This is a genomic window from Vreelandella piezotolerans (genome assembly GCF_012427705.1).
GTDB classification, from domain to species: domain Bacteria; phylum Pseudomonadota; class Gammaproteobacteria; order Pseudomonadales; family Halomonadaceae; genus Vreelandella; species Vreelandella piezotolerans.
In genome coordinates, this window is record NZ_CP048602.1 from 2,406,798 (window position 1) to 2,427,243 (window position 20,446).

At 59.6% G+C, this 20,446-nt stretch carries 18 protein-coding genes; 9 read left to right on the forward strand and 9 right to left on the reverse strand.

The window, feature by feature from the left end; all coding sequences use genetic code 11:
- Nucleotide 1 precedes the first annotated feature (1 nt).
- On the reverse strand, nucleotides 2–874 hold the full coding sequence (locus tag GYM47_RS11090; protein WP_153842828.1) for an ion transporter: 873 nt from the start codon (nucleotides 872–874) through the stop codon (nucleotides 2–4).
- Nucleotides 875–1,033: 159 nt separating this feature from the next.
- Here GYM47_RS11090 and GYM47_RS11095 point away from each other — a divergent pair, with 159 nt between their 5' ends.
- The 7 genes from GYM47_RS11095 to GYM47_RS11125 all read left to right on the forward strand — a co-directional run bounded on the left by GYM47_RS11095 (nucleotide 1,034) and on the right by GYM47_RS11125 (nucleotide 7,903).
- Nucleotides 1,034–3,865: a monovalent cation/H+ antiporter subunit A gene (locus GYM47_RS11095; protein ID WP_153842827.1), complete on the forward strand. Its 2,832-nt coding sequence runs from the start codon at nucleotides 1,034–1,036 to the stop codon at nucleotides 3,863–3,865.
- Complete coding sequence (locus GYM47_RS11100) at nucleotides 3,865–4,197, forward strand: Na+/H+ antiporter subunit C (protein ID WP_139527099.1); 333 nt, start codon at nucleotides 3,865–3,867, stop codon at nucleotides 4,195–4,197. The genes GYM47_RS11095 and GYM47_RS11100 overlap by 1 nt, the downstream gene beginning before the upstream one ends.
- Nucleotides 4,194–5,705, forward strand: a complete 1,512-nt coding sequence (locus tag GYM47_RS11105; RefSeq protein WP_153842826.1) for a monovalent cation/H+ antiporter subunit D — start codon at nucleotides 4,194–4,196, stop codon at nucleotides 5,703–5,705. Before GYM47_RS11100 ends, GYM47_RS11105 begins: the two co-directional genes overlap by 4 nt.
- Complete coding sequence (locus tag GYM47_RS11110; RefSeq protein WP_153842825.1) at nucleotides 5,702–6,199, forward strand: Na+/H+ antiporter subunit E; 498 nt, start codon at nucleotides 5,702–5,704, stop codon at nucleotides 6,197–6,199. The genes GYM47_RS11105 and GYM47_RS11110 overlap by 4 nt, the downstream gene beginning before the upstream one ends.
- The gene (locus GYM47_RS11115) at nucleotides 6,193–6,462 is read left to right on the forward strand and encodes a K+/H+ antiporter subunit F (protein ID WP_044629074.1); all 270 of its coding nucleotides are present in this window, start codon (nucleotides 6,193–6,195) and stop codon (nucleotides 6,460–6,462) included. The genes GYM47_RS11110 and GYM47_RS11115 overlap by 7 nt, the downstream gene beginning before the upstream one ends.
- 22 nt (nucleotides 6,463–6,484) lie before the next feature.
- A complete protein-coding gene (locus GYM47_RS11120; protein WP_139527096.1) occupies nucleotides 6,485–6,871 on the forward strand; it encodes a Na+/H+ antiporter subunit G in 387 nt (128 codons plus the stop codon).
- A 225-nt stretch (nucleotides 6,872–7,096) separates the two neighbouring features.
- Nucleotides 7,097–7,903, forward strand: coding sequence for a DUF6694 family lipoprotein (locus tag GYM47_RS11125; RefSeq protein WP_422822693.1), 807 nt, complete (start codon nucleotides 7,097–7,099; stop codon nucleotides 7,901–7,903).
- A 70-nt stretch (nucleotides 7,904–7,973) separates the two neighbouring features.
- On the opposite strand, the gene serB is transcribed toward GYM47_RS11125, so the two are convergent.
- The 4 genes from serB to pgi form a co-directional block, all read right to left on the reverse strand.
- Complete coding sequence (serB, locus tag GYM47_RS11130) at nucleotides 7,974–8,891, reverse strand: phosphoserine phosphatase SerB (protein ID WP_153842823.1); 918 nt, start codon at nucleotides 8,889–8,891, stop codon at nucleotides 7,974–7,976.
- A gap of 3 nt (nucleotides 8,892–8,894) precedes the next feature.
- Complete coding sequence (gene parC, locus GYM47_RS11135) at nucleotides 8,895–11,147, reverse strand: DNA topoisomerase IV subunit A (RefSeq protein ID WP_153842822.1); 2,253 nt, start codon at nucleotides 11,145–11,147, stop codon at nucleotides 8,895–8,897.
- Between the two features lie 7 nt (nucleotides 11,148–11,154).
- On the reverse strand, nucleotides 11,155–13,050 hold the full coding sequence (parE, locus tag GYM47_RS11140; RefSeq protein WP_153842821.1) for a DNA topoisomerase IV subunit B: 1,896 nt from the start codon (nucleotides 13,048–13,050) through the stop codon (nucleotides 11,155–11,157).
- A gap of 182 nt (nucleotides 13,051–13,232) precedes the next feature.
- On the reverse strand, nucleotides 13,233–14,936 hold the full coding sequence (gene pgi, locus GYM47_RS11145; protein ID WP_153842820.1) for a glucose-6-phosphate isomerase: 1,704 nt from the start codon (nucleotides 14,934–14,936) through the stop codon (nucleotides 13,233–13,235).
- A gap of 114 nt (nucleotides 14,937–15,050) precedes the next feature.
- On the opposite strand from pgi, the gene cmoA reads away from it, so the two are divergent.
- Nucleotides 15,051–15,794, forward strand: coding sequence for a carboxy-S-adenosyl-L-methionine synthase CmoA (gene cmoA / locus GYM47_RS11150; RefSeq protein WP_153842819.1), 744 nt, complete (start codon nucleotides 15,051–15,053; stop codon nucleotides 15,792–15,794).
- A gap of 1 nt (nucleotide 15,795) precedes the next feature.
- Nucleotides 15,796–16,806, forward strand: coding sequence for a tRNA 5-methoxyuridine(34)/uridine 5-oxyacetic acid(34) synthase CmoB (gene cmoB, locus GYM47_RS11155; RefSeq protein ID WP_153842818.1), 1,011 nt, complete (start codon nucleotides 15,796–15,798; stop codon nucleotides 16,804–16,806).
- Between the two features lie 16 nt (nucleotides 16,807–16,822).
- On the opposite strand, the gene GYM47_RS11160 is transcribed toward cmoB, so the two are convergent.
- The 4 genes from GYM47_RS11160 to GYM47_RS11175 form a co-directional block, all read right to left on the reverse strand.
- Nucleotides 16,823–17,497 (reverse strand): zinc metallopeptidase, encoded by a 675-nt coding sequence (locus GYM47_RS11160; RefSeq protein ID WP_139527088.1) that lies wholly within the window; start codon nucleotides 17,495–17,497, stop codon nucleotides 16,823–16,825.
- Nucleotides 17,498–17,680: 183 nt separating this feature from the next.
- On the reverse strand, nucleotides 17,681–18,799 hold the full coding sequence (locus tag GYM47_RS11165) for an App1 family protein (RefSeq protein WP_153842817.1): 1,119 nt from the start codon (nucleotides 18,797–18,799) through the stop codon (nucleotides 17,681–17,683).
- The gene (locus tag GYM47_RS11170; RefSeq protein WP_139527086.1) at nucleotides 18,799–19,362 is read right to left on the reverse strand and encodes a type 1 glutamine amidotransferase domain-containing protein; all 564 of its coding nucleotides are present in this window, start codon (nucleotides 19,360–19,362) and stop codon (nucleotides 18,799–18,801) included. The genes GYM47_RS11165 and GYM47_RS11170 overlap by 1 nt, the downstream gene beginning before the upstream one ends.
- Before the next feature lie 108 nt (nucleotides 19,363–19,470).
- Complete coding sequence (locus GYM47_RS11175; protein WP_153842816.1) at nucleotides 19,471–20,352, reverse strand: helix-turn-helix transcriptional regulator; 882 nt, start codon at nucleotides 20,350–20,352, stop codon at nucleotides 19,471–19,473.
- Nucleotides 20,353–20,446 lie beyond the last annotated feature (94 nt).

Below are 20,446 nucleotides of genomic sequence, written 5' to 3' on the forward strand. Positions count from 1 at the left end.
GTTAATCGGTTGTCGCAGAGTCTGAAGGGCGATGTGGAGGCGTCGTAGCTGCATGACGCTCTGCCATGGCGGCTTCCATACGATCGAGCTGCATTTTCAGCGAGTGGACGTCATCACGCAGCGCCTGCAGCTGTGCCGGATCGCCTTCCTCATGGTCGGCATCGAGTTGCGCGCTCTCTTTTTGCATCACGTCCAGCACGATACCTATCATCATATTAAGAAAAATAAACGCCGTAAGAAAAATGAACGTCAAGTAGTAAATCCAGCTCCAAACGTAAACTTCCTGAGTGGCGTACATCACGTCCGTCCAGTCCTCGAACGTCGCAATGCGAAACAGCGTCAACATGGCAATGGAGATGTTGCCCCATAAAAACTCATCCACGTCGTGAAAAAGAAAGCTTCCCAGCGCCGCATAGATATAAAAGATGATGAACATGAGCAGCACGACGTAGCCCATGCGGGGAATCGACTTGACCAGCGCCGCGAGCAGCATCTGTAGCTCGGGAATCATCGATACCAAGCGCAGTACACGGAAGATCCGTAGCAGTCTCGCTAGCAGCACCATCTCCGAATCGTCCATAGGAATCAGGCTGGCGGTGACGATCAAAAAATCAAAAACGTTCCAGCCTTTCTTAAAAAAGCTGACTAAGTTGCGCTCGGCTGCCATTCTGATCAGAATCTCGACCAGGAAGAACACCGTGACGGCAACATCCAGATAGAGCAACCACTGCTCTATTCGGGATGTTTCTTCGTAGGTTTTCGCGCCAATCACCAGCGCAGAGATCACGATAATGGAAATGACCAACCCTTCAAAAAACTTGTTGCTACGCAGCTTTTCAAAGCGGGCTTGCCAGGTATTAAAGGGTTCACTCATGGAACAAGGAGTCTCTTAACGATTAACGTCGACACTTTATACTAAAATCACGCACCTTCCATACAAGTGATATCCTGTTGTTTCACTTGATGTATCTTCGCCTCCTGGGCAACGCTCGTTGCTTGGGTGACTTTTTGATTTTTTGCGCTGGATGACCTCATGACACTGCTGTGGATCGCCTTACTGCCGTTACTGGGCGTACTGGTGCCGGCACTGACTGCCCAACGCGGCCGCACTTGGTGCTCGCTTGCCACGGGCATACTGCCAGCAACGGCGCTACTACTCACGCTGCTGCAAATTCCGGCCCTGCTGGAGGGCGAAGCGCTGCGTTTTGCAGCCGACTGGATGCCCGCCCTTGGCCTGGAGCTGGCGTTTCGCCTTGATGGCCTGTCGCTGCTTTTCAACCTGCTCATACTGGGCATAGGACTGCTAATTCTATTGTATGCCCACTTTTATTTGGCAAGCGATGAGCCTTTTGGACGTTTTTACGCCTTCTTGATGCTGTTCATGGCATCGATGGTCGGCATTTCCATGTCCGACAATTTGATCCTACTTTGGCTGTTCTGGGAGCTGACCAGCCTATCGTCGTTTCTGCTGATTGGTTTTTGGTCCTACCGAAGCGATGCTCGTAAAGGGGCACGCATGGCACTGACCGTGACCGGTGCAGGCGGACTGGCTCTGCTGGCGGGCCTGCTTCTGCTGGGCGATATGGCGGGCAGCTACCGCATGGATGTCGTACTGACTAGCGGCGCTGCCATCGTCGAGGATGCGCGCTACCCGCTGATGCTGGTGCTAGTATTATTGGGGGCGTTCACCAAGTCCGCACAGTTTCCTTTTCAGTTCTGGCTTCCCCACGCCATGGCGGCTCCTACGCCGGTATCGGCTTACCTGCACTCGGCCACCATGGTGAAAGCGGGCATTTTTCTCATGGCGCGTTTGCATCCGGCCATTGCCGATAGCGCGCTGTGGAGCGTGATCGTGCCACTGGTGGGTACCATCACGCTGCTCTATGGCGCGTGGTTTGCGCTGTTCAAAACCGACTTGAAAGGCATTTTGGCGTTTTCGACCGTCAGCCACTTGGGCTTGATCACCGTACTGCTGGGGATTGGCAGCCCCATGGCCGTGCTGGCGGCGCTGTTCCATATCCTGAACCACGCTACCTTCAAAGCAGCGCTGTTCATGAGTGCGGGTATCATCGACCATGAAACCGGCACCCGGGAGCTGAAGCAGCTTGGCGGGCTAAAAAAAGCGATGCCGGTCACCGCCCTGCTCACCACCTTGGCCGCCGCCGCCATGGCGGGGGTACCGCTGTTCAACGGCTTTTTATCGAAAGAGATGTTTTTTACCGAGACACTCGCCACTCCCGTGCTGGGCGGCTTGAGCTGGGTACTGCCCGCGTTGGCGGCGCTGGGCGGCATTCTCTCGGTGGCATACTCACTGCGACTGGTCCATGCGGTCTTCTACAAGCCCGCCCGCGAGAAGACGCCCAAAGCCCCTCACGAGCCGCCTCACCTCATGCGTTTGCCCGTGGAGCTTTTGGTTGCGCTATGTGTCTTGGTGGGCCTATTCCCTGCTTTTTTTGCGACCGGTATTTTGGAGCTAGCCACCCACGCCGTGTTGGGTGAGCCGTTATCGTTCTATCTCGCCATCTGGCACGGCGTGAATTTGCCATTGATGATGAGCTTGCTCGCCTTTGCAGCGGGCATTGCCATGTACTGGCGCCATGCCGATCTGCGTCGTTTCATGCAGCCCTTCGACAGCGTCGATGCCCGTCGCGTTTTCGAGCGTTTGATCCTTTCCACCGGCTATCGCGCCGAACAGGTCATGACCAAGCTGGAAGGCAATTCGCTACAGCGCTACATGGGCTGGTTACTGGGGGCCGCTCTACTCATGGGGGTGATCGGTCTTGCCAGCATCCAAGAACTGACGGGGAGCCAAGGCAATCAGCCCATCGATGGCGTCGTACTGCTCGGCGCAGGCATGCTGATGTTTGGAGGTGTCGCTACTGCAGCCACCCACCGCTACCGTTTGATATCACTATTGATGCTGTCGGTAGTGGGCCTGTTCGTCGCCCTGACCTTTGCCCGCTTCTCCGCACCGGATCTCGCGTTGACCCAGCTGTCGGTAGAGGTCGTGACGATGATTTTGCTAATGCTGGCACTCTTCTTTCTGCCGCAAAAAACACCAACCGAATCGAGTCCGATGCGCAACGTACGCGACATCCTGCTAGCCGGTGCGCTGGGCCTCGTGGTGGCCAGTTTGAACTACGCGGTGATGACTCGCGAGACGCTTTCGATTTCCAACTTCTTCGTGGAGAACAGCAAGCCTGGCGGCGGCGGCTACAACGTGGTCAACGTCATCCTGGTCGACTTCAGGGGCTTCGATACGCTGGGCGAAATTACCGTATTGGCGATTGCCGGCCTGGCCATTTTCAAACTGCTCAACCGCCTGCGCCTGTTCATGCCACACAGCGATGGCGAGGGGCGCGTCTGGTCACCGGATCGCTACCCGGCCATTTTGACCTCGATCTCCATGGCACTGCTGCCGTTGGCACTGCTGGTATCGGCCTTCATCTTCTTACGCGGCCATAACCAGCCCGGCGGCGGCTTCATTGCCGGTTTGATCACCGCGGTTGCGTTGATCCTGCTGTACATGGCGCGGGGCGTCGAGTGGGCACAGGAGCGCCTGAACTTTCCCTTCCAGCCCGTCGCCGTGGTCGGTGTGGCCATTGCCACCCTCACCGGGCTGGGTAGTTGGCTGCTGGGTTACCCCTTCCTAACCTCGTCGTTTGGCTATTTCAGTCTACCGCTGATTGGCACGTTCGAGCTTGCCACGGCGCTGCTGTTCGACTTGGGTGTGTATCTCGCGGTGGTGGGCGCCACACTGATGATTTTGGCCAATTTGGGCAAGGTGACGACACCGCACCGACCGGTGACCGATCCGAAGATGTCCGACCACCACGACACGCCGAACGAAAAGGAGTCCCACTAATGGAAATGCTCTACGCCATTACCACGGGCGTTTTGACTGCCTGCGGGCTGTATCTGACGCTGCGTGGAAGGACGTTCCCGGTCGTGGTGGGCCTTACGCTGCTCTCTTATGCAGTCAATCTGTTCTTGTTCTCCATGGGCGGGCTGACCACGGATGGCGCCGCGTTAGTCAATGAGGGCTCTCAGTTCGCCGACCCGCTTCCTCAAGCACTGGTCCTCACCGCCATCGTCATCGGCTTTGCCATGACGGCGTTCGTCGTCATTCTCGCCATGCGGGCGCGTAGCGAAGTCGGTAACGACCATGTGGATGGTAAAAAGGAAGACCGCGAATGATTCAGCATCTGATTGTATTGCCCGTGGTACTGCCGCTGGTCGCAGGTATTTTGTTGCTTTACCAACGCCAGGGGCTCGTGCATTACAAGCGCGCCGTCAGTGTCGTTGCCACGTTTCTATTGCTGCTAGCTTCGATTGCCCTGCTGCACCAAGCCGCCAGCGGCGATATCACCTACTACGCGTTGGGCGACTGGCAACCCCCGTTTGGCGTCGTACTGGTGCTCGACCGCCTCTCCGCGCTGATGGTGCTCCTGACGTCTCTGTTAGCCGTGGGTGCTGTGGTGTTTGCCTGCGGTGGCGACGACGAGAAAGGCAGTAACTTCCACGGCTTGTTCCAGTGGCAGTTGCTGGGTATCAACGGCGCGTTCTTGACCGGCGATCTGTTCAACTTGTTCGTTTTCTTCGAAGTGCTGCTGTTGGCTTCCTACGCACTGCTGCTACACGGCGGCGGCAAAGCGCGCATTCAGGCCAGCGTTCACTATGTGGTGCTCAACCTGGCAGGCTCGTCGCTGTTCTTGATTGCGGTTGGCATTCTGTACGGGGCCACCGGCACGCTCAATATGGCGGATATGGGCTATAAAATCGCCAGCCTGCCCGCCGAGCGTGAAGGGCTTGTAACGGCCGGTGCGCTGATGCTGCTGGTGGTATTTGGCCTGAAAGCGGCCATTTTGCCGCTCTATTTCTGGCTCCCCCGCGCCTACGCAGCGGCACCTGCCCCGGTGGCAGCCCTGTTTGCCATCATGACCAAGGTGGGTATCTACGCCATTCTTCGGGTCTATTCGCTGATGTTTGGCGAGCAGGCAGGCGGGCTCGTCGCGCTGGAACAGCCGTGGGTATGGTGGCTAGCCCTTGCCACCTTGGCAGCGGCTGGCGTAGGCGTGATGGCCGCCCGTGACCTACGCCTGTTGGTGGCTTACTTGGTGTTGATTTCGGTTGGCACGCTGCTGGCGGGTGTAGGCATGCGCTCCGCCGAGGCCACGTCTGCCCTGCTCTACTACCTCATCCACACGACCCTGGTGACCGGTGGCCTGTTCCTACTGGCGGAAATGATTGGCTTACAGCGCGGCAAGGCCGGCACGCGGATCGTCAAAGGGCGCCCACTGGTACAAGGCAATGCGCTGGCGATCGCCTTTTTCATCGGTGCGATTGCCGTGGTGGGAATGCCACCGCTGTCGGGTGCTTTGGGGAAAGCGATGGTCCTGGTAGCGGCCGAGGGCACCCAGCGCGTGTGGCTATGGCCGCTGCTGCTGCTGGCCAGTCTCGCCTCGCTCATCGCCCTCTCCCGGGCGGGCTCGACGCTGTTTTGGCGCAGCCACCGGGGCAGCCCTAGCGGCAGTCCGCTATCCCGCTATAAGTGGATGGGCATGCTGTGGCTACTCAGCGCTGCGCCGCTGCTGGTGGCCTTTGCCGGGCCGGTAAGCAGCTACACCCAAGCCACGGGTGAGCAGCTTGCCAACCCTCAGCGATTGATCGAAACGCTGCTGCCCGACGCAGGAGAAACACCATGATTATCCCACGCAAATGGCTACCCACACCGGTGCTATCGTTACTGCTGCTTCTGGTATGGCTGCTCCTGGTACGCAGCTACGCTTTTGGTCAGCTGGTATTGGGGGGCGCGCTGGCCATAGTGATTCCTTTGTTGACCCATCGCTTTTGGGATGCCCGGCCACGTATCAACAAACCCATACTGCTACTGCGCTTTGGATTGCGAGTATTAGGCGATATCGTGACCGCCAATTTCGAGGTGGCGTACCTGATCGCGAACCCGTGGCGCAAACTCAAACCCCACTTCATCGAGTACCCCCTGATGCTGGAGGAGCGTTTTACCATCACGCTGCTCGCCAGCACGATCAGCCTGACGCCGGGAACCGTATCGGCCAACCTGCGTATGGATGGCAAATCCCTGCTGATCCATGCGTTGAATGTGGACGATGAAGAGGCGCTCATCGAGCAAATTCGCGAACGCTACGAACGGCCGCTCAAGGAGATTTACGAATGCTGAGTATTGCGCTCTATATCACCTTAGCGCTGGTGGTGATGGCTCTACTAATGAACCTTTACCGACTGACGGTGGGCCCCGACCTCCCTGATCGGGTGCTGGCGCTGGACACCATGTACGTCAACTCCATCGCCTTGATCGTGCTACTCGGGTTATGGCTCAACAGTAAGACCTATTTCGAGTCGGCCCTGCTGATCGCCATGCTCGGCTTTATTAGCACCGTGGCCGTGTGCAAATACATTCTGCGCGGAGATATTATCGAATGAACCTGATCGATGGGGTGCAGTGATGCCATTTTTCGTTGAAGCGATCATTTCTTTGCTGCTGTTAGCGGGCGGTGTATTCGTATTCATCGGCTCGTTAGGTATGGCACACCTGCGCGATTTCTACATGCGCTTACATGGCCCTACCAAAGCCACCACGCTCGGCATCGGCTGCATGCTGATTGCCTCCATGGGCTATTTCTGGAGCGTCGATGGTAAACCGGATATCCAGGAGCTGCTGATCACGCTCTTCCTCTTCATCACCGCACCGGTCAGCGCCCATCTGCTGGCCAAAACCGGCCTTCATATGCAGTTGAAGCATACTCAAAAGACCCAGGGCAAACCGATTGAGTTACGTTCAGAAGAAGTCGGTGAAAAGCCGGTGCCCCACCCGGACAAAGGGCACGGCTAGGCATCGCCTCTCTCTGCGAGCGTTGGCGTCTCGCCAGCGCTTTTTTTTGGTCGGCTGCTAAACCGCTGACCAAGCAGCAAAAGACTTGGCGATCAGCCTGAGAAGTACTCGACAGAAAGTAGTGGCAAATGCCACTTTCCGGTAAGCTCTTGCCGATCGATTTTATGAGGTAACGTAACTATGTGGCGCCTACTCAGGCTATCTGCACTTTCTTTGTCTGCCCTGATGTTTGCGGGCTGCTCCGACCCCAAGGTGGATACGAGCTCCATGCCTGCCGCGGTGGTATCGATCGAAAAAGTGCGCGAGTCGCTGCCCACTTACAAGCGCGACGAGTTCGATACCGCGGTCAAAATCATTGCCATGTCATCGTTTAGCGGTATCGATCCCTTCAATCCCCAGCGCATGAACGCGGCTGAAATTGCCGAATCGGCCAATGCGTACATGCATGGGCTGACAGGAGATGAAATCATCGAGCGCGCCGACAGCATGCTACGCGAACGACGCGCGCGTGAACGCGAGCAAGCGTTGCGCACGCTCAATCGTCTCGAAGCCAAACAGGCTAACGCTCAGCGTGACCAGGAGCGCTTGGCACAAATCCGCATCGATAACGCTCGCTACTACCTTGCCACTAGCCCCTTTGGCGCGCTAGAGCCAGTGATCGAATTGGCCGTAACGAATGGCACGGATCACACTATCTCAGAGCTCATGCTGCGTGGGTTACTGGAAAGCCCCGAGCGGGATATCGCCTGGGTGGATCAAACCTTCTACTACGTGATTTCAGGGGGGCTAGCGCCCGGCGAAAGCGCCACCTGGAGCCTAGCACCCAACCGTTTCGGGCCCTGGGGCAACGATCAAATTCCCCGCAATGCCGAACTATCGCTGACCCTCTTGGGCGTCAACGATGCCAACGGCGAGCCGCTATGGAACGCGCCACCGCTCACCGACAGCGAGACGGAACGACTCACATCGCTGCGCGAGGAGTATGAAGGAATACGCCCTCAAACCGCAGATAGCGGCGCTAGCGATGATTAACAGATAGCCACTCATAAAACGGCGGCGCTGAGCAGATCAGCACCGCCGTTTTCACCGATCTGTCGCCGACTTAGAGAAGCTCAGCGTCGCTATAGCCCAGCAGATACAGCACGCCATCCAGCCCCGCCACGGAAATGGCTTGTCGCGCTTCTGCCCGCACTAGCGGTTTGGCGCGAAAGGCAACCCCCATGCCTGCCGTCGCGAGCATTTTTAAATCGTTTGCGCCATCGCCCACGGCAACGGTCTGCGCCAACGGCACCCCTTCCCGCTTGGCGATCTGCGTCAGCAGCGCCGCTTTACGCTCCGCATCGACGATGGGCTCCTGCACCGCGCCGGTCACTTTGCCCTGCTCGATGACCAACTCGTTGGCATGAATTTCGTCGAAACCCAGCCGCTCCTGCAAATAGCGAGCGAAATAGGTAAAGCCCCCGGAAAGAATCACGGTTCGGAAGCCCAAGCGTTTCAAATTGACCAGCAGGCGCTCGACGCCCTCCATGAGCGGCAGCTCTGCGGCAATGTTCGCCAGTACCGACTCTTCGAGACCTTCCAGCTTGCTCATGCGCTCGCGGAAACTGGCTTTGAAATCCAGCTCGCCGCGCATGGCTCGCTCGGTCACTTCTGCTACTTCTTCACCGACGCCATGGCGCCGGGCCAGCTCGTCGATCACTTCCGCCTCGATCAGCGTCGAGTCCATGTCGAAGCAGGCCAAACGCGGCGCCTCGCCGGAGCGGAGTGGCTGTACGACGAGATCCACACCATGGGTATCTCCTAGCGCCAGCGCCGCCTGACGCAGCGCCGTGAGCGATTCGGGCGCGCCGCTGACGTGAAGCTCCAAACAATCCATGACGCTACCACGTGCCGTGTCAGCCAACGTCTGGCGACGCTCCTCCTGTAGGCCAAACTGCTCCATGAGCGACGCCACTGCCAGCTCCACCGTTGCCGTCAGGCGCGGCGCTATCAGCGTGACCACCACATTCCCGCGTGCCATCCGTTACTCCCCTGCTTCTAAACGATCGACTTTTTGGAAACCTCGCGGCAGCTTACTGCCCCGCCGCCCGCGCTCACCGCGATAATACGCGAGATCGTCCGCTTTGAGCGTCAATTTACGTTTGCCAGCATGAATGATCAGTTCACTTCCTTCCGTCACGATGGCGATGTCGCGCACGAACTCTTCCCGGCGCGACGCGCGGGGGCCGGGGATATCGAGCATTTTGTTGCCCTTGCCCTTGGCCATTTCCGGCAACTGATCCAGAGGAAACAGCAGCAAGCGCCCCTCATTGGAGACCGAGGCGACCCAAAGTCCCTCGCCCTCCGGCACCTCGATGGGAGGCATGACGCTACACCCCTTGGGCACGCTGAGCACGGCTTTACCCGCCTTGTTTTTGCCCGTGAGCGCTTCGAGCTGAGCCACGAACCCGTAACCGCCGTCGCTGGCCAGCAGAAAGCGCGTGGTAGGCGGCGCAAGCATCAACCCCGCCATTTGTGCCCCGGCAGCGACATTCACGCGGCCCGTCACCGGCTCGCCCTGCCCTCGTGCACTGGGTAAGTTATGTGCCGCCAAGGTATACGCGCGGCCCGTATCGTCCAACAGCACCAATGGCTGGTTGGTCTTGCCACGCGCAGCGAGACGAAAGCCATCGCCCGCTTTATAAGAGAGCCCCTCCGGGTCGATATCGTGGCCTTTGGCCGCACGAATCCACCCCTTATCCGACAGCACGACGGTAATCGGGTCGGCGCCCAGCAGCTCCACTTCTGACAGCGCCTTGGCTTCGCTGCGCTCGACCAGCGGCGAGCGGCGGTCGTCGCCATGTTCTTTACCCGCAGCGCGAATCTCTTTTTCGATCAGCGTGGTGAGCTTGGCGTCGCTCGCCAACAGCCCTTGCAGGGTCTTCCGCTCTTTCTCCAGCTCGTCCTGCTCACCGCGAATCTTCATCTCTTCCAGCTTGGCGAGATGACGAAGACGCAGCTCGAGAATCGCTTCTGCCTGACGCTCGCTCAGGCCAAAGGCACTCATCAGCGCAGGTTTGGGCTCATCCTCTTCACGGGTGATACGAATCACCTCGTCGATGTTCAGATACGCCGTGAGCAGGCCTTCCAGAATATGCAGCCGATCTTCCACCTTGCCAAGGCGGTGCTCCAAGCGGCGGCGCACGGTGGCACGGCGGAAACGCAGCCACTCCCCCAGCATGTCGGTCAGCGGCATCACCCGCGGGCGCCCATCCAGGCCGATCACGTTCATGTTGACCCGCACGTTCTTTTCGAGATCCGTGGTGGCAAACAGGTGCGCCATCAGCGATTCGACATCCACACGGCTCGAGCGCGGCTCGATCACCAGGCGGGTTGGCTCTTCGTGGGTCGACTCGTCGCGCAGATCGGCGACCATGGGCAGCTTCTTCGCCTGCATTTGCGCGGCGATCTGCTCCAACACCTTGGCACCGCTAACCTGATAAGGCACGGCGGTAATGACGATATTGGCCTCTTCGCGCACGTAGCGGGCGCGCAGCTTGACCGAGCCACGGCCGGTCTCGTAGAGCTTACGCAGATCCGCTTTCGGCGTGATGATCTCTGCATCCGTCGGGAAATCCGGGGCAGGGACGAACGCCATCAAGTCCGCCGTGGTGGCCTCGGGGTGACGCAGCAGATGGCAAGTGGCCTCCACCACCTCGGAGACGTTATGGGGCGGAATATCGGTGGCCATGCCCACGGCAATCCCGGTGCCCCCGTTGAGCAGCACGTGGGGCAGCCTCGCGGGCAATACCACCGGCTCCTGCATGGTGCCATCGAAGTTGGGCGCCCACTCCACGGTGCCCTGGCCCAACTCACTCAGCAACACCTCGGCAAATTTGGAAAGCTTGGCCTCGGTGTAGCGCATGGCCGCAAACGATTTGGGGTCATCGGGGCTCCCCCAGTTACCTTGGCCATCCACCAGCGGGTAGCGGTAGCTGAACGACTGCGCCATCAGCACCATGGCTTCGTAGCAGGCGCTATCCCCGTGGGGATGGAACTTACCCAGCACGTCACCCACGGTACGCGCCGACTTCTTGTACTTGGCATTGGCGTGCAGCGCCAGCTCGCGCATGGCGTAAATGATGCGCCGCTGTACAGGCTTCATGCCATCGCCAATGTTGGGCAACGCGCGGTCTAGAATGACGTACATCGAGTAGTCGAGGTACGCTTTTTCGGTGTAATCGCGCAGGGACAGACGCTCGATGTCGCCCTCCGCTACCTGAATATCCATGGTCATCGGGGGGTCATACCTCAATGTCTGCCAAGTTACCGTAATCTTCTAACCACTTCTTGCGGTCGCTGGCGCGCTTTTTGGCGAGCAGCATGTCCATCATTTCCAGGGTGCCGTCGCCCTCGTCCAGCGTGAGCTGTACGAGACGGCGGGTTTCCACTGCCATGGTGGTTTCGCGTAGCTGCAGCGGGCTCATCTCCCCCAGCCCTTTGAAGCGCTGAACGTTGGGGGTGCCGCGTTTTTTCGCTAGCTGTTTCAAAATGGCGGCTTTCTCGCTCTCATCCAGGGCGTAATGCACCTCTTTACCCAGGTCGATCCGGTAGAGCGGCGGCATGGCCACGAAGACATGCCCGGCATCGACCAGAGCGGGGAAGTGTTTGACGAACAGCGCGCAGAGCAGCGTGGCGATGTGCAGCCCGTCGGAGTCGGCATCCGCCAGGATGCAGATCTTGTGATAGCGCAGCTTTTCGAGGTCGGCGCTGCCCGGATCAGCACCAATCGCCACGGCAATATCGTGCACTTCCTGGGAGCCGTAAATATCGTGGGAGTCGACTTCCCAGGTGTTGAGGATCTTGCCACGCAGCGGCAGGATGGCCTGAGTATCGCGGTTACGCGCCTGCTTGGCGCTGCCACCGGCCGAGTCCCCCTCGACTAAAAACAGCTCGCTCTGCGCCGGGTCCTGACCGGAGCAGTCCGCCAACTTGCCGGGTAGCGCTGGGCCTGACGTGACCTTCTTCCGCGCAACCTTCTTCGACTTCTTTTGACGCTGCTGGGCGGCGCTGATCACTAGCTCGGCTAGCTGTTCGGCCTGCTCGACGTGATGGTTCAGCCACAGCGAAAAGGCGTCTTTGACGACCCCGGACACGAACCCCGCAATGGTGCGCGACGAGAGGCGCTCCTTGGTCTGTCCCGCAAACTGGGGGTCGAGCATTTTCACCGAAAGCACGAAGGAGGCGCGCTCCCATAAATCCTCGGCGGTCAGCTTGATGCCGCGTGGCAGCAGGCTGCGGTATTCACAGAACTCCCGGAGGGCGTCTAGCAGGCCGGACCGAAAGCCGTTGACATGCGTGCCACCCTGGGGCGTGGGAATCAGGTTGACGTAACTTTCGAGCAGCGCCTCGCCGCCCTCCGGCAGCCACTGAATGGCCCAGTCCACGCCGTGCTCGTCGTCGCTGAAGTGGCCGACGAACGGCTCTTTGGGCAGCACCTCGTAACCATCGGTGGCTTCGGCCAAGTAGTCGCGCAGGCCATCGGCGTAGGCCCACTCGGTTTTGGTGCCATCCGGCTCGACCAGGGTGACCGCGAGCCCTGGGCACAGCACCGCTTTGGCACGCAGCAGGTGTTTCAGTTTGGAGAGCGCGAGCTTCGGGCTGTCGAAGTAGCTCTCGTCCGGCCAGAAGCGTACCAGGGTGCCGGTGGCACGTTTGGCGGCCTTACCGACTTCGTGCAGCTCTTCGACTTTTTCGCCGTGCTCGAAGGCAATGGCGTGACGGGCGCCGTCGCGGGTGACTTCGACTTCCAAGCGTCGCGACAGCGCATTGACCACCGAGACGCCCACGCCGTGAAGGCCGCCCGAAAAGCGGTAGCTCGACGAAGAGAACTTACCGCCCGCGTGCAGCTTGGTGAGAATGAGCTCGACCCCCGATACGCCGTGCTCCGGGTGCAGGTCGATGGGCATGCCCCGACCGTTATCCTGCACCTCGATGGCGCCGTCACTCTGCAGCACCACGCTAATGCTCGACGCATGCCCGGCCAGCGCCTCGTCGACACTGTTGTCGATGACTTCTTGCGCGAGGTGATTGGGACGCGAGGTATCGGTATACATACCGGGACGCTTGCGCACCGGCTCGAGCCCTGAAAGGACCTCGATCGAACTCGCGCCGTACTGGGAGGCATCAAACTGGGTCATGTAACGTCGGTTCCTGAAAAAACGGACTGAACAAAAGCGCAGAAGCGGTCTGGCTGAGTGGCGTGCAAAGACGCCACCTCGAACACTTATCACAGAGGCTCAACACGATAGACCGCGCCTAAACGCACACAGGATAGCGGAAAAGCAAAAAGCTGTATATCCAGCCATATAGATCGAACGGCCTACGCCTGCTCTGCTGCCCACAATGCCTCGATGAGACCGCGGCTAGACGCATCCATACGAGCGATATCGCCCTCGCCATCGATGATGGCCTGGGTATCGGTGGCAATCTGCTTACCCAGCTCGACGCCCCACTGATCGAAGGGGTTGATGTCCCAAATGACGGCCTGAACGAAGACCTTGTGCTCGTAAAGTGCAATCAGCGCGCCCAACGTGGCGGGCGTCAACTGATCCAGCAGCACCGTGGTCGAGGGCTGATTGCCCCGGTATCGCTTGTGCTCGGGGCGCGGGCCATCCTCGTCCAACGCATCGTCACCCAGCATCAGCACGCGGGATTGGGCAAAGCAGTTGGCCAACGCCAGGCGATGCTGGGCCTTCAAGTGGCGGCGGGTATCCGGCTCCTCGACCTCGTCGTAACGCTTCAGGGGAGCAATGAAATCGCAGACCACCGGTTGGGTGCCCTGGTGCAGCAACTGATAAAAGGCGTGCTGGGCGTTCGGGCCGAGCTGCCCCCAGAGTACCGGGCAGGTGGAGTAGTTGACTGCTTGGCCCTGTCGGGTGACCGACTTACCGTTGGACTCCATCTCGAGCTGCTCTAGGTAAGCGGCAAAGTACTCCAACCGTCCGTCGTAGGGCAGAATCGAGTGGGCGCGAATATCCAGAAAGTTGACGTTCCAGATGCCCGCCAAGCCCAATAGCACCGGCAGGTTGTCGGCCAGCGGCGCATCGCGGAAGTGGCTATCCATAGCGTGGGCACCCGCCAACAGTTCTCGAAAATGCGCCATGCCTACCACCAGCGCGATCGGCAGCCCAATGGTACCCCACAGCGAGTAGCGCCCGCCGACCCACTCCCAAAACATCAGCTGATGGTCAGAGGCAATCCCCCACTCACTCATCTTTTCAGGGCTGGCCGATACACCGATGAAATGCTGGCGCACGATCAGCGCCTCGCTGATCGGTTTGGCATGAGGGCTCGCGTCCGGCAGGTCGGCGTGCTGGGTGAGTCGCCCGATCAACCAGTCGCGGGCCGTGTTCGCATTGGAGAGCGTATCGATGGTGGTGAACGACTTGGACGACAGCACGAACAGCGTGGTCTCCGGGTTGAAACGGCTGAGGTAATCCGCCAACTGAGAGCCGTCCATGGTCGAGGCAAAATGCACCTCGACCGGATGAATATCCCGGGGCCGATAGTCCGATAGCGCATGGGTCACCATGAGCGGCCCCAAATCCGAGCCGCCCACACCTAAGTTCACCACGTGACGAATCGGCTTGCCGGTGGCCCCACGCCACTGGCCAGCGTGCAGGCGCTGCACCAGACGCTCCATCTGCGCCAAGCTGTCATGCACGGCCTCGACGATATCCTCGCCTTCCACGTCCAGGCTCGCATCCGCAGGTAAGCGCAAGGCAGTATGCAGCGCCGGGCGGTTCTCACTGACGTTCACCCGTTTGCCGCTCAACAGCGCCTCGATGGCACCGGGGACGCCCGCTTCGTGCGCCAGCGCCAGCAGATGCTCCAGCGTATCGTCGTCCCAACGCTGCTTGGAAAGATCGAGGGTCAGCCCCGCTACCTGACGCGTAAAGTGCTGCCAGCGTCCAGGGTCGTCCCCAAACAGGTTTTTCAAGTGAACGTGTTTAAGCGCTTGCGCATGCTGCTGTAACGTTTGCCAAGCGGGAAGCGTATCGGGAGTTGCTGTTGCGAAAGCCATGTGCCCTCTCCTGTGGCGTCGTTCCGTGAGGCAGGAATCTGAATGGATCAGGCCTGTTCTGCGATAACAAGGGCGCGTAAACTACGCAGCCTCATTAACCATCCTGGCTTGCCCATGAGTGATGCATCTTACCGCGACGCTATCTTTTCAACACCCCTAGACAAGGTGGCTAGGTTCTCCTTTGATGAGCAGGTCGTCGCGTGCTTCCCTGATATGATCCGCCGCTCGGTGCCCGGCTATGGCCAAATCCTGGGTATGCTGAGCCTGATTGCCAAACGCCATCTGCGCCACGGCGCCCACGTATACGATCTGGGCTGCTCGCTGGGCGCCTCCGGCCTTGCCCTGGCAGGCGCCCTGCCCGCCGATGCGTTCCGCTATACCGGTATCGACCTTTCCCCGGCCATGGCCGCCCGCGCCAAGCAGACCTTTCTCGAGGAGTGCCCCGACCATGCGTTGCAGGTCGAAGAAGCCGATATTCGTACCTACGAGTATGCGCCGTCGGGGATGATCATTCTCAACTTTACGCTGCAATTCTTGCCCCCGGCCGACCGGGATGCGCTGCTCGAGCGCCTTTATGATGCACTGGAGCCCGGCGGCGTGCTGATTTTGTCGGAAAAGACCGTCGATGCCGACGAGCGCGACAATGCCTGGCGGGTCGAGCGCTACCACGACTTCAAGCGTGCCAACGGCTATAGCGATATGGAGATCAGCCAAAAGCGCACCGCGCTCGAGAACGTGCTGATTCCCGATACGCTCGATGCGCTGCACGAGCGCTTGTCGCTGGCGGGCTTCCCCCGCTCCATGACTTGGTTCCAGTACCTGAACTTCACCTCGCTGATCGCTTTCAAGGAGGGTTAAGGTGGCGCTACTCCCCGACGATCACCGCGCGCTGTATCAAGCGTTTCTGGACCAAGCCGCCCAGGATGCCTCGCTGACGCCTTGGCTGGCTAAACTCCCCGAGCAGCTCGCCAGCGGACTGGACCGCCAGCGCCACGGCGACCTCTCTGCCTGGGAAAAAGCCGTGGCCAAATTGCCGCCGCTGCCGGACGAGCGCCGTGTGGATTTGAACAGCGATACGCTGACAGTCGAACTCGAGCTCACCGACAGCCAGCAGCGCCAGTGCTTCAACCTGCTGCGCAAGCTGGCCCCATGGCGCAAAGGCCCGTTTAGCCTGGGGGGTATCGAGATCGACACCGAGTGGCGCTCGGATTGGAAATGGCAAAGGGTCTCCCCGCATCTGGCACCGCTTAAGTATCGCAAAGTGTTGGATGTCGGCGGCGGCAGCGGCTATCACGCTTGGCGGATGGCGGGTGCAGGTGCCGCTTTCGTGTTAGTGATCGACCCATCGCCGCGCTTTTACTGGCAGTTCCAGGCAGTGCGCCATTTCGTTGGCAACGCCGACGACGGCCGCACGCAGTTTCTGCCGGTGGGTATCGAAGACGTACCGGAGAACCTGGGTTTCTTCGATACGGTGTTCTCCATGGGCGTGCTTTACCACCGTCCATCGCCGCTCGAACACCTGCAGCAGCTAAAAGACGCTTTGGCCCCCGGCGGCGAGCTGGTACTGGAAACCCTGGTGGTGGAAGGCGACGAGCAGACCGTGTTCGTCCCCGGCGAGCGTTACGCCGCCATGCCTAACGTCTACTTTCTGCCCTCCTCCAAAGCGCTGTGCCACTGGCTTTCGCGCTGCGGCTATACCAATGTGCGGGTCGTTGACGAAGCAGTGACGACACTCGACGAGCAGCGCTCCACCGAGTGGATGACCTACCAGTCGCTGGCGGACTTTCTCGACCCCCATGATCGCAGCCGCACCGTCGAGGGCTATCCGTCGCCGCGCCGGGCGGTGATTCTGGCAAACAAGCCGACGTAGGCAATCTCAGCGTCGCCTAACGCCGGAGAATCACCAGCCAGCGGCCTAGGTTCATCACGCTGGCCAGTGACGCGGCCACGTAGGTAAAGGCGCAGGCGGTGAGAACGTGGCGGGCACCGGCCATATCGGCGGGAGGGACGTACTCTTTGAGCAGAGGCAGCGCACGATTGAAGCTGGCATCGAACTCCACCGGCAGCGTGACGAGATGCACCAGCGCCGCCGTGCCGAAGCTGATCACCGCCATGGCAATGACCATGGCCAGCCCACCGGGTAACCGCGTGAGTAGGAAGAGAAAAGGCGCGGCCATCATCAAAATGGCGCCCAGCTTTTCGGCTTTTTGCGCCAGCGTGACCAAGCGGCTGCGTGCCAGCAGCGGCGCGTAGCCTTCATGGTGCTGAATGGCATGACCCACTTCATGGGCGGCAACGGTCACCGCCGTGAGCGAGCGGCCATCGTAATGGTCGGGGGTCAAGCGCACGCAGCGCGATTCGGGGTCGTAATGGTCCCCCTGCTCGGTACGCTCGACTCGCACGCCCTCGACGCCCAAGCGGCGCAGCAGATGCTCGGCCAACTCCGCGCCGGTGCCCGGGTAGTCGTCACGCCCACGGGTATGGCGCTTCAACACCCACTTCGCCCACAGATTGGGCAAGACGAAAATGGCCAGTGCCAATACGACAAGAAGAATCAGCATCGCAACACCGCAGACCTGCCAGTTAGGAATACGCCAGCATCACCCTATCGATGGGTAATGAGAGGACCGTTCGAGTAGCGTTTCGTTATTCGAATAGGGTTTTCGATAATAGTTTTCGAGAATCGCTCATCGAGAATCGCTCTTCGAGATTAGTTTTTATCACGAATGGCGGGGAAACACAGCTTAGGCAGGCTCGTTGCGATGCGCTTCCACATCACGCTGAACGGCCTGCAAGCCACGCGCCGAAATATCGCCTTGGGCGTGGGCGTGTTCGGCAATCAAAATGCTATCTGCCGCCAGGACCAGCTCACACTCGGTATGGGCTAACTCATCGCGCAAGCGCTGAATGGCGGCCTCCCGCTGTGGATTGTTATCGACACGACGTATGTAGATCGATTTGATCCGATCCGGGTAGGCTTTGACGACCTCCGTATAGACTTCGGGGTCATGTTGACCGCTATCACCAATCAAGATGCAGGGCATGTCGTCGTATAACGCCAGCATACGATCGATGAGTTCTCGTTTGTGTGCTTCCGCTCGGCGGGGCCATGGTTTGCGCCAGGAGATGCCCCACTCGCGCAAAAACAGTATTGGCCCAATCGGAATCCGGTTCATTTGGAAAAAGGCTTCCAGCATCTCATAAATAGCCCAAGGACCCCGGGAGACGTATAGGATCGGGCGTTCACCCTTTTCGGTTTGGCCACGGTAAAGCGCTTGGTAGAGCGACGCCACACCGGGGAATGCCGTTCGGCGGTGCGGCTTACGCACGAACAACCGATAGAGCATTTTGAGCTTTTCCGCGACACCCGTGAACATCACCGTATCATCGATATCGCTAATCACTAGCAGATCCGCTTCAGGAGGTGGAACATAGACCTCGACACTGGTACGAACGGGTGGGTGTCCCTTGGCGCGCACCAAAATATCGGCGCGGTGCCAGGAAACGTCGACCGGCAAGGGCGTCTTGATAGGCAAGTGAGCATCAAAGTAGCCGTCGCGGTCGGTGGTCAAGCAGAGCTGGTTGTCGCCAATTCGTAGATCGACCTGGGCATTGGCGAGGCCACGACGAAAGACACGACGCGCCACATCGGCGGTATCGCGCAGCACGCCGCGTCTTGGAATGGCGCGACCGAGTGCCGCTTGGCGGAACACTCGGCCCATAACGAAAACTTCCTGCTGGGAGCCATAGCCACGATAGGGATGTACCATCACCCCACTGCGGCCGCTGTCCCGCTTCATCGGTTTTGCAATGACGTGGGCAAGCCTTTTGGCGAAGCTTGCCCACTGGTGGTACCACGCCATTAAGCGTGCTGACCTGAATGCCGCCCTTCCTGCAGCTCCTCCAGCAGTTTGGCGTTGAAGGCGTCCAGATCTTTAGGAGTACGGCTGGTCACGAGACCGCTATCGACCACTACCGGCTCGTCGACCCAGTTGACACCCGCATTGCGCAGGTCTTGGGCAACGCTGGGCACGGAGGTCATCTTGCGCCCGTCAACAACGCCTGCATTTATGAGAATCCAAGGCGCGTGACAAATGGCAGCAACAGGCTTGCCCGCTTGAAAGAACGCTTTGACGAAGCTCAGCGCGTCTTCATTCAAACGCAGCTCGTCAGGGTTGAACAGGCCGCCTGGGAGGACCAGCGCGTGATAGTCCGACTCGTGGGCATCGGCTAGCGCCTTATCGGCATCGTAAGTATCGCCCCAATCGGTTTCGGCCCAGGCGCGAATGCCCTTGCCTTCCGGGGACACGACATGCACCTCGACACCTTCTTTTTGAAGCGCCGCGCGAGGCACGCTCAGCTCGGACTCTTCGAAACCGTCGGTGGCGAGAATGGCCACGCGTTTACCGTTCAGTGCTTGATTCATCATGCTCTCCTTTTCGTGATGAGTGTGCGTTTACAACGCCTCTCCCAGTGTGGCGCATCTTATACAATCGTCAAGCGCAGATACCGAAATCGTCCAGCCGCTAGGCGCTTAAGCGTTGTACAACACGCGACCCAGCAGGCGCACATCGTAACCGCTCAGCGTACTGGCCCGCTGGGCAAAACGGGCCGTACGGGCAAACGCAAAGAGCGCCTGTACGGCAGGCTCGAAATAGCTGCGTCGATGCATCACTACATCGAACGACTCCTCTACGAGCGGGACGAACGCCAACTGCTGGCGCTGTGCCGCGGCCTTCATACCAAGGCCGACATCGGCATCGCCCTGAGCGATGGTCAGCGCCAAGTCGTCTTCGCTGAGCGCAGGGTGCGCCGCCCATCTCAAGGCTTCCGGCGGGATGCCCGCCTGCTCTAGCAAGCAGCTCAAGAGTTGCGCGGCCCCGGCACCCGGCTGGCGATGGGCCAGCACGGCTTTGCGCTTGGCAATGTCGTCCACCGATTGAATGCCCAGCGGATTACCCGGAGCTAACAGCAGGCCCTGGCGTCGTGTGGCCCAGTGCAATACGATCAAATCGCGCACGCCCCCAAGGCCCAACGCGGCCGGTTCGTTATAGCGCCCGGTAGCTGCGTCCAGCAAATGAATTCCCGCCAGCATCGCCTTGCCCTCCAGCAAGCGGCGCACGCCGTCGCCACTGCCCTGACACAACGAGGCCAGATCGCTGCCACTTTCGCGCACGGCCCACTCCAACAGCGGGTCCTGGCTGCCCACCAACACGGGCGGCGGCGGCTGCCGCTGCGCTTGGTCGCCCTCCAAGTGGCTAAGCACCCACATATCGACATGCTGGCGGGGAAACAGCAACTTTCCCGTAGCACGGCTGCAGGGAATATGACCTTGTCGGACGAGGTCGTACACCTTGCGCTCTTTCAAACGCAAATAGTCTGCTACTTCAGCGGTGGTCAAATAGTCGTTCGGCATGGTTCATCCTGCATCCAACTGCGTATGACTGCATATATTTCAGCAACCAATGCATTACATCAAGTAAACGTACACTATGCAGCTTGACGAACAT

Excerpts from the sequence above, each read along its gene's own strand:
- GYM47_RS11090 (WP_153842828.1), bottom strand. The coding sequence starts at position 874 with ATGAGTGAACCCTTTAATACCTGGCAAGCCCGCTTTGAAAAGCTGCGT.
- GYM47_RS11095 (WP_153842827.1), top strand. The coding sequence starts at position 1,034 with ATGACACTGCTGTGGATCGCCTTACTGCCGTTACTGGGCGTACTGGTG.
- GYM47_RS11100 (WP_139527099.1), top strand. The coding sequence starts at position 3,865 with ATGGAAATGCTCTACGCCATTACCACGGGCGTTTTGACTGCCTGCGGG.
- GYM47_RS11105 (WP_153842826.1), top strand. The coding sequence starts at position 4,194 with ATGATTCAGCATCTGATTGTATTGCCCGTGGTACTGCCGCTGGTCGCA.
- GYM47_RS11110 (WP_153842825.1), top strand. The coding sequence starts at position 5,702 with ATGATTATCCCACGCAAATGGCTACCCACACCGGTGCTATCGTTACTG.
- GYM47_RS11115 (WP_044629074.1), top strand. The coding sequence starts at position 6,193 with ATGCTGAGTATTGCGCTCTATATCACCTTAGCGCTGGTGGTGATGGCT.
- GYM47_RS11120 (WP_139527096.1), top strand. The coding sequence starts at position 6,485 with ATGCCATTTTTCGTTGAAGCGATCATTTCTTTGCTGCTGTTAGCGGGC.
- GYM47_RS11125 (WP_422822693.1), top strand. The coding sequence starts at position 7,097 with ATGTTTGCGGGCTGCTCCGACCCCAAGGTGGATACGAGCTCCATGCCT.
- serB (WP_153842823.1), bottom strand. The coding sequence starts at position 8,891 with ATGGCACGCGGGAATGTGGTGGTCACGCTGATAGCGCCGCGCCTGACG.
- parC (WP_153842822.1), bottom strand. The coding sequence starts at position 11,147 with ATGACCATGGATATTCAGGTAGCGGAGGGCGACATCGAGCGTCTGTCC.
- parE (WP_153842821.1), bottom strand. The coding sequence starts at position 13,050 with ATGACCCAGTTTGATGCCTCCCAGTACGGCGCGAGTTCGATCGAGGTC.
- pgi (WP_153842820.1), bottom strand. The coding sequence starts at position 14,936 with ATGGCTTTCGCAACAGCAACTCCCGATACGCTTCCCGCTTGGCAAACG.
- cmoA (WP_153842819.1), top strand. The coding sequence starts at position 15,051 with ATGAGTGATGCATCTTACCGCGACGCTATCTTTTCAACACCCCTAGAC.
- GYM47_RS11160 (WP_139527088.1), bottom strand. The coding sequence starts at position 17,497 with ATGCTGATTCTTCTTGTCGTATTGGCACTGGCCATTTTCGTCTTGCCC.
- GYM47_RS11165 (WP_153842817.1), bottom strand. The coding sequence starts at position 18,799 with ATGGCGTGGTACCACCAGTGGGCAAGCTTCGCCAAAAGGCTTGCCCAC.
- GYM47_RS11170 (WP_139527086.1), bottom strand. The coding sequence starts at position 19,362 with ATGAATCAAGCACTGAACGGTAAACGCGTGGCCATTCTCGCCACCGAC.
- GYM47_RS11175 (WP_153842816.1), bottom strand. The coding sequence starts at position 20,352 with ATGCCGAACGACTATTTGACCACCGCTGAAGTAGCAGACTATTTGCGT.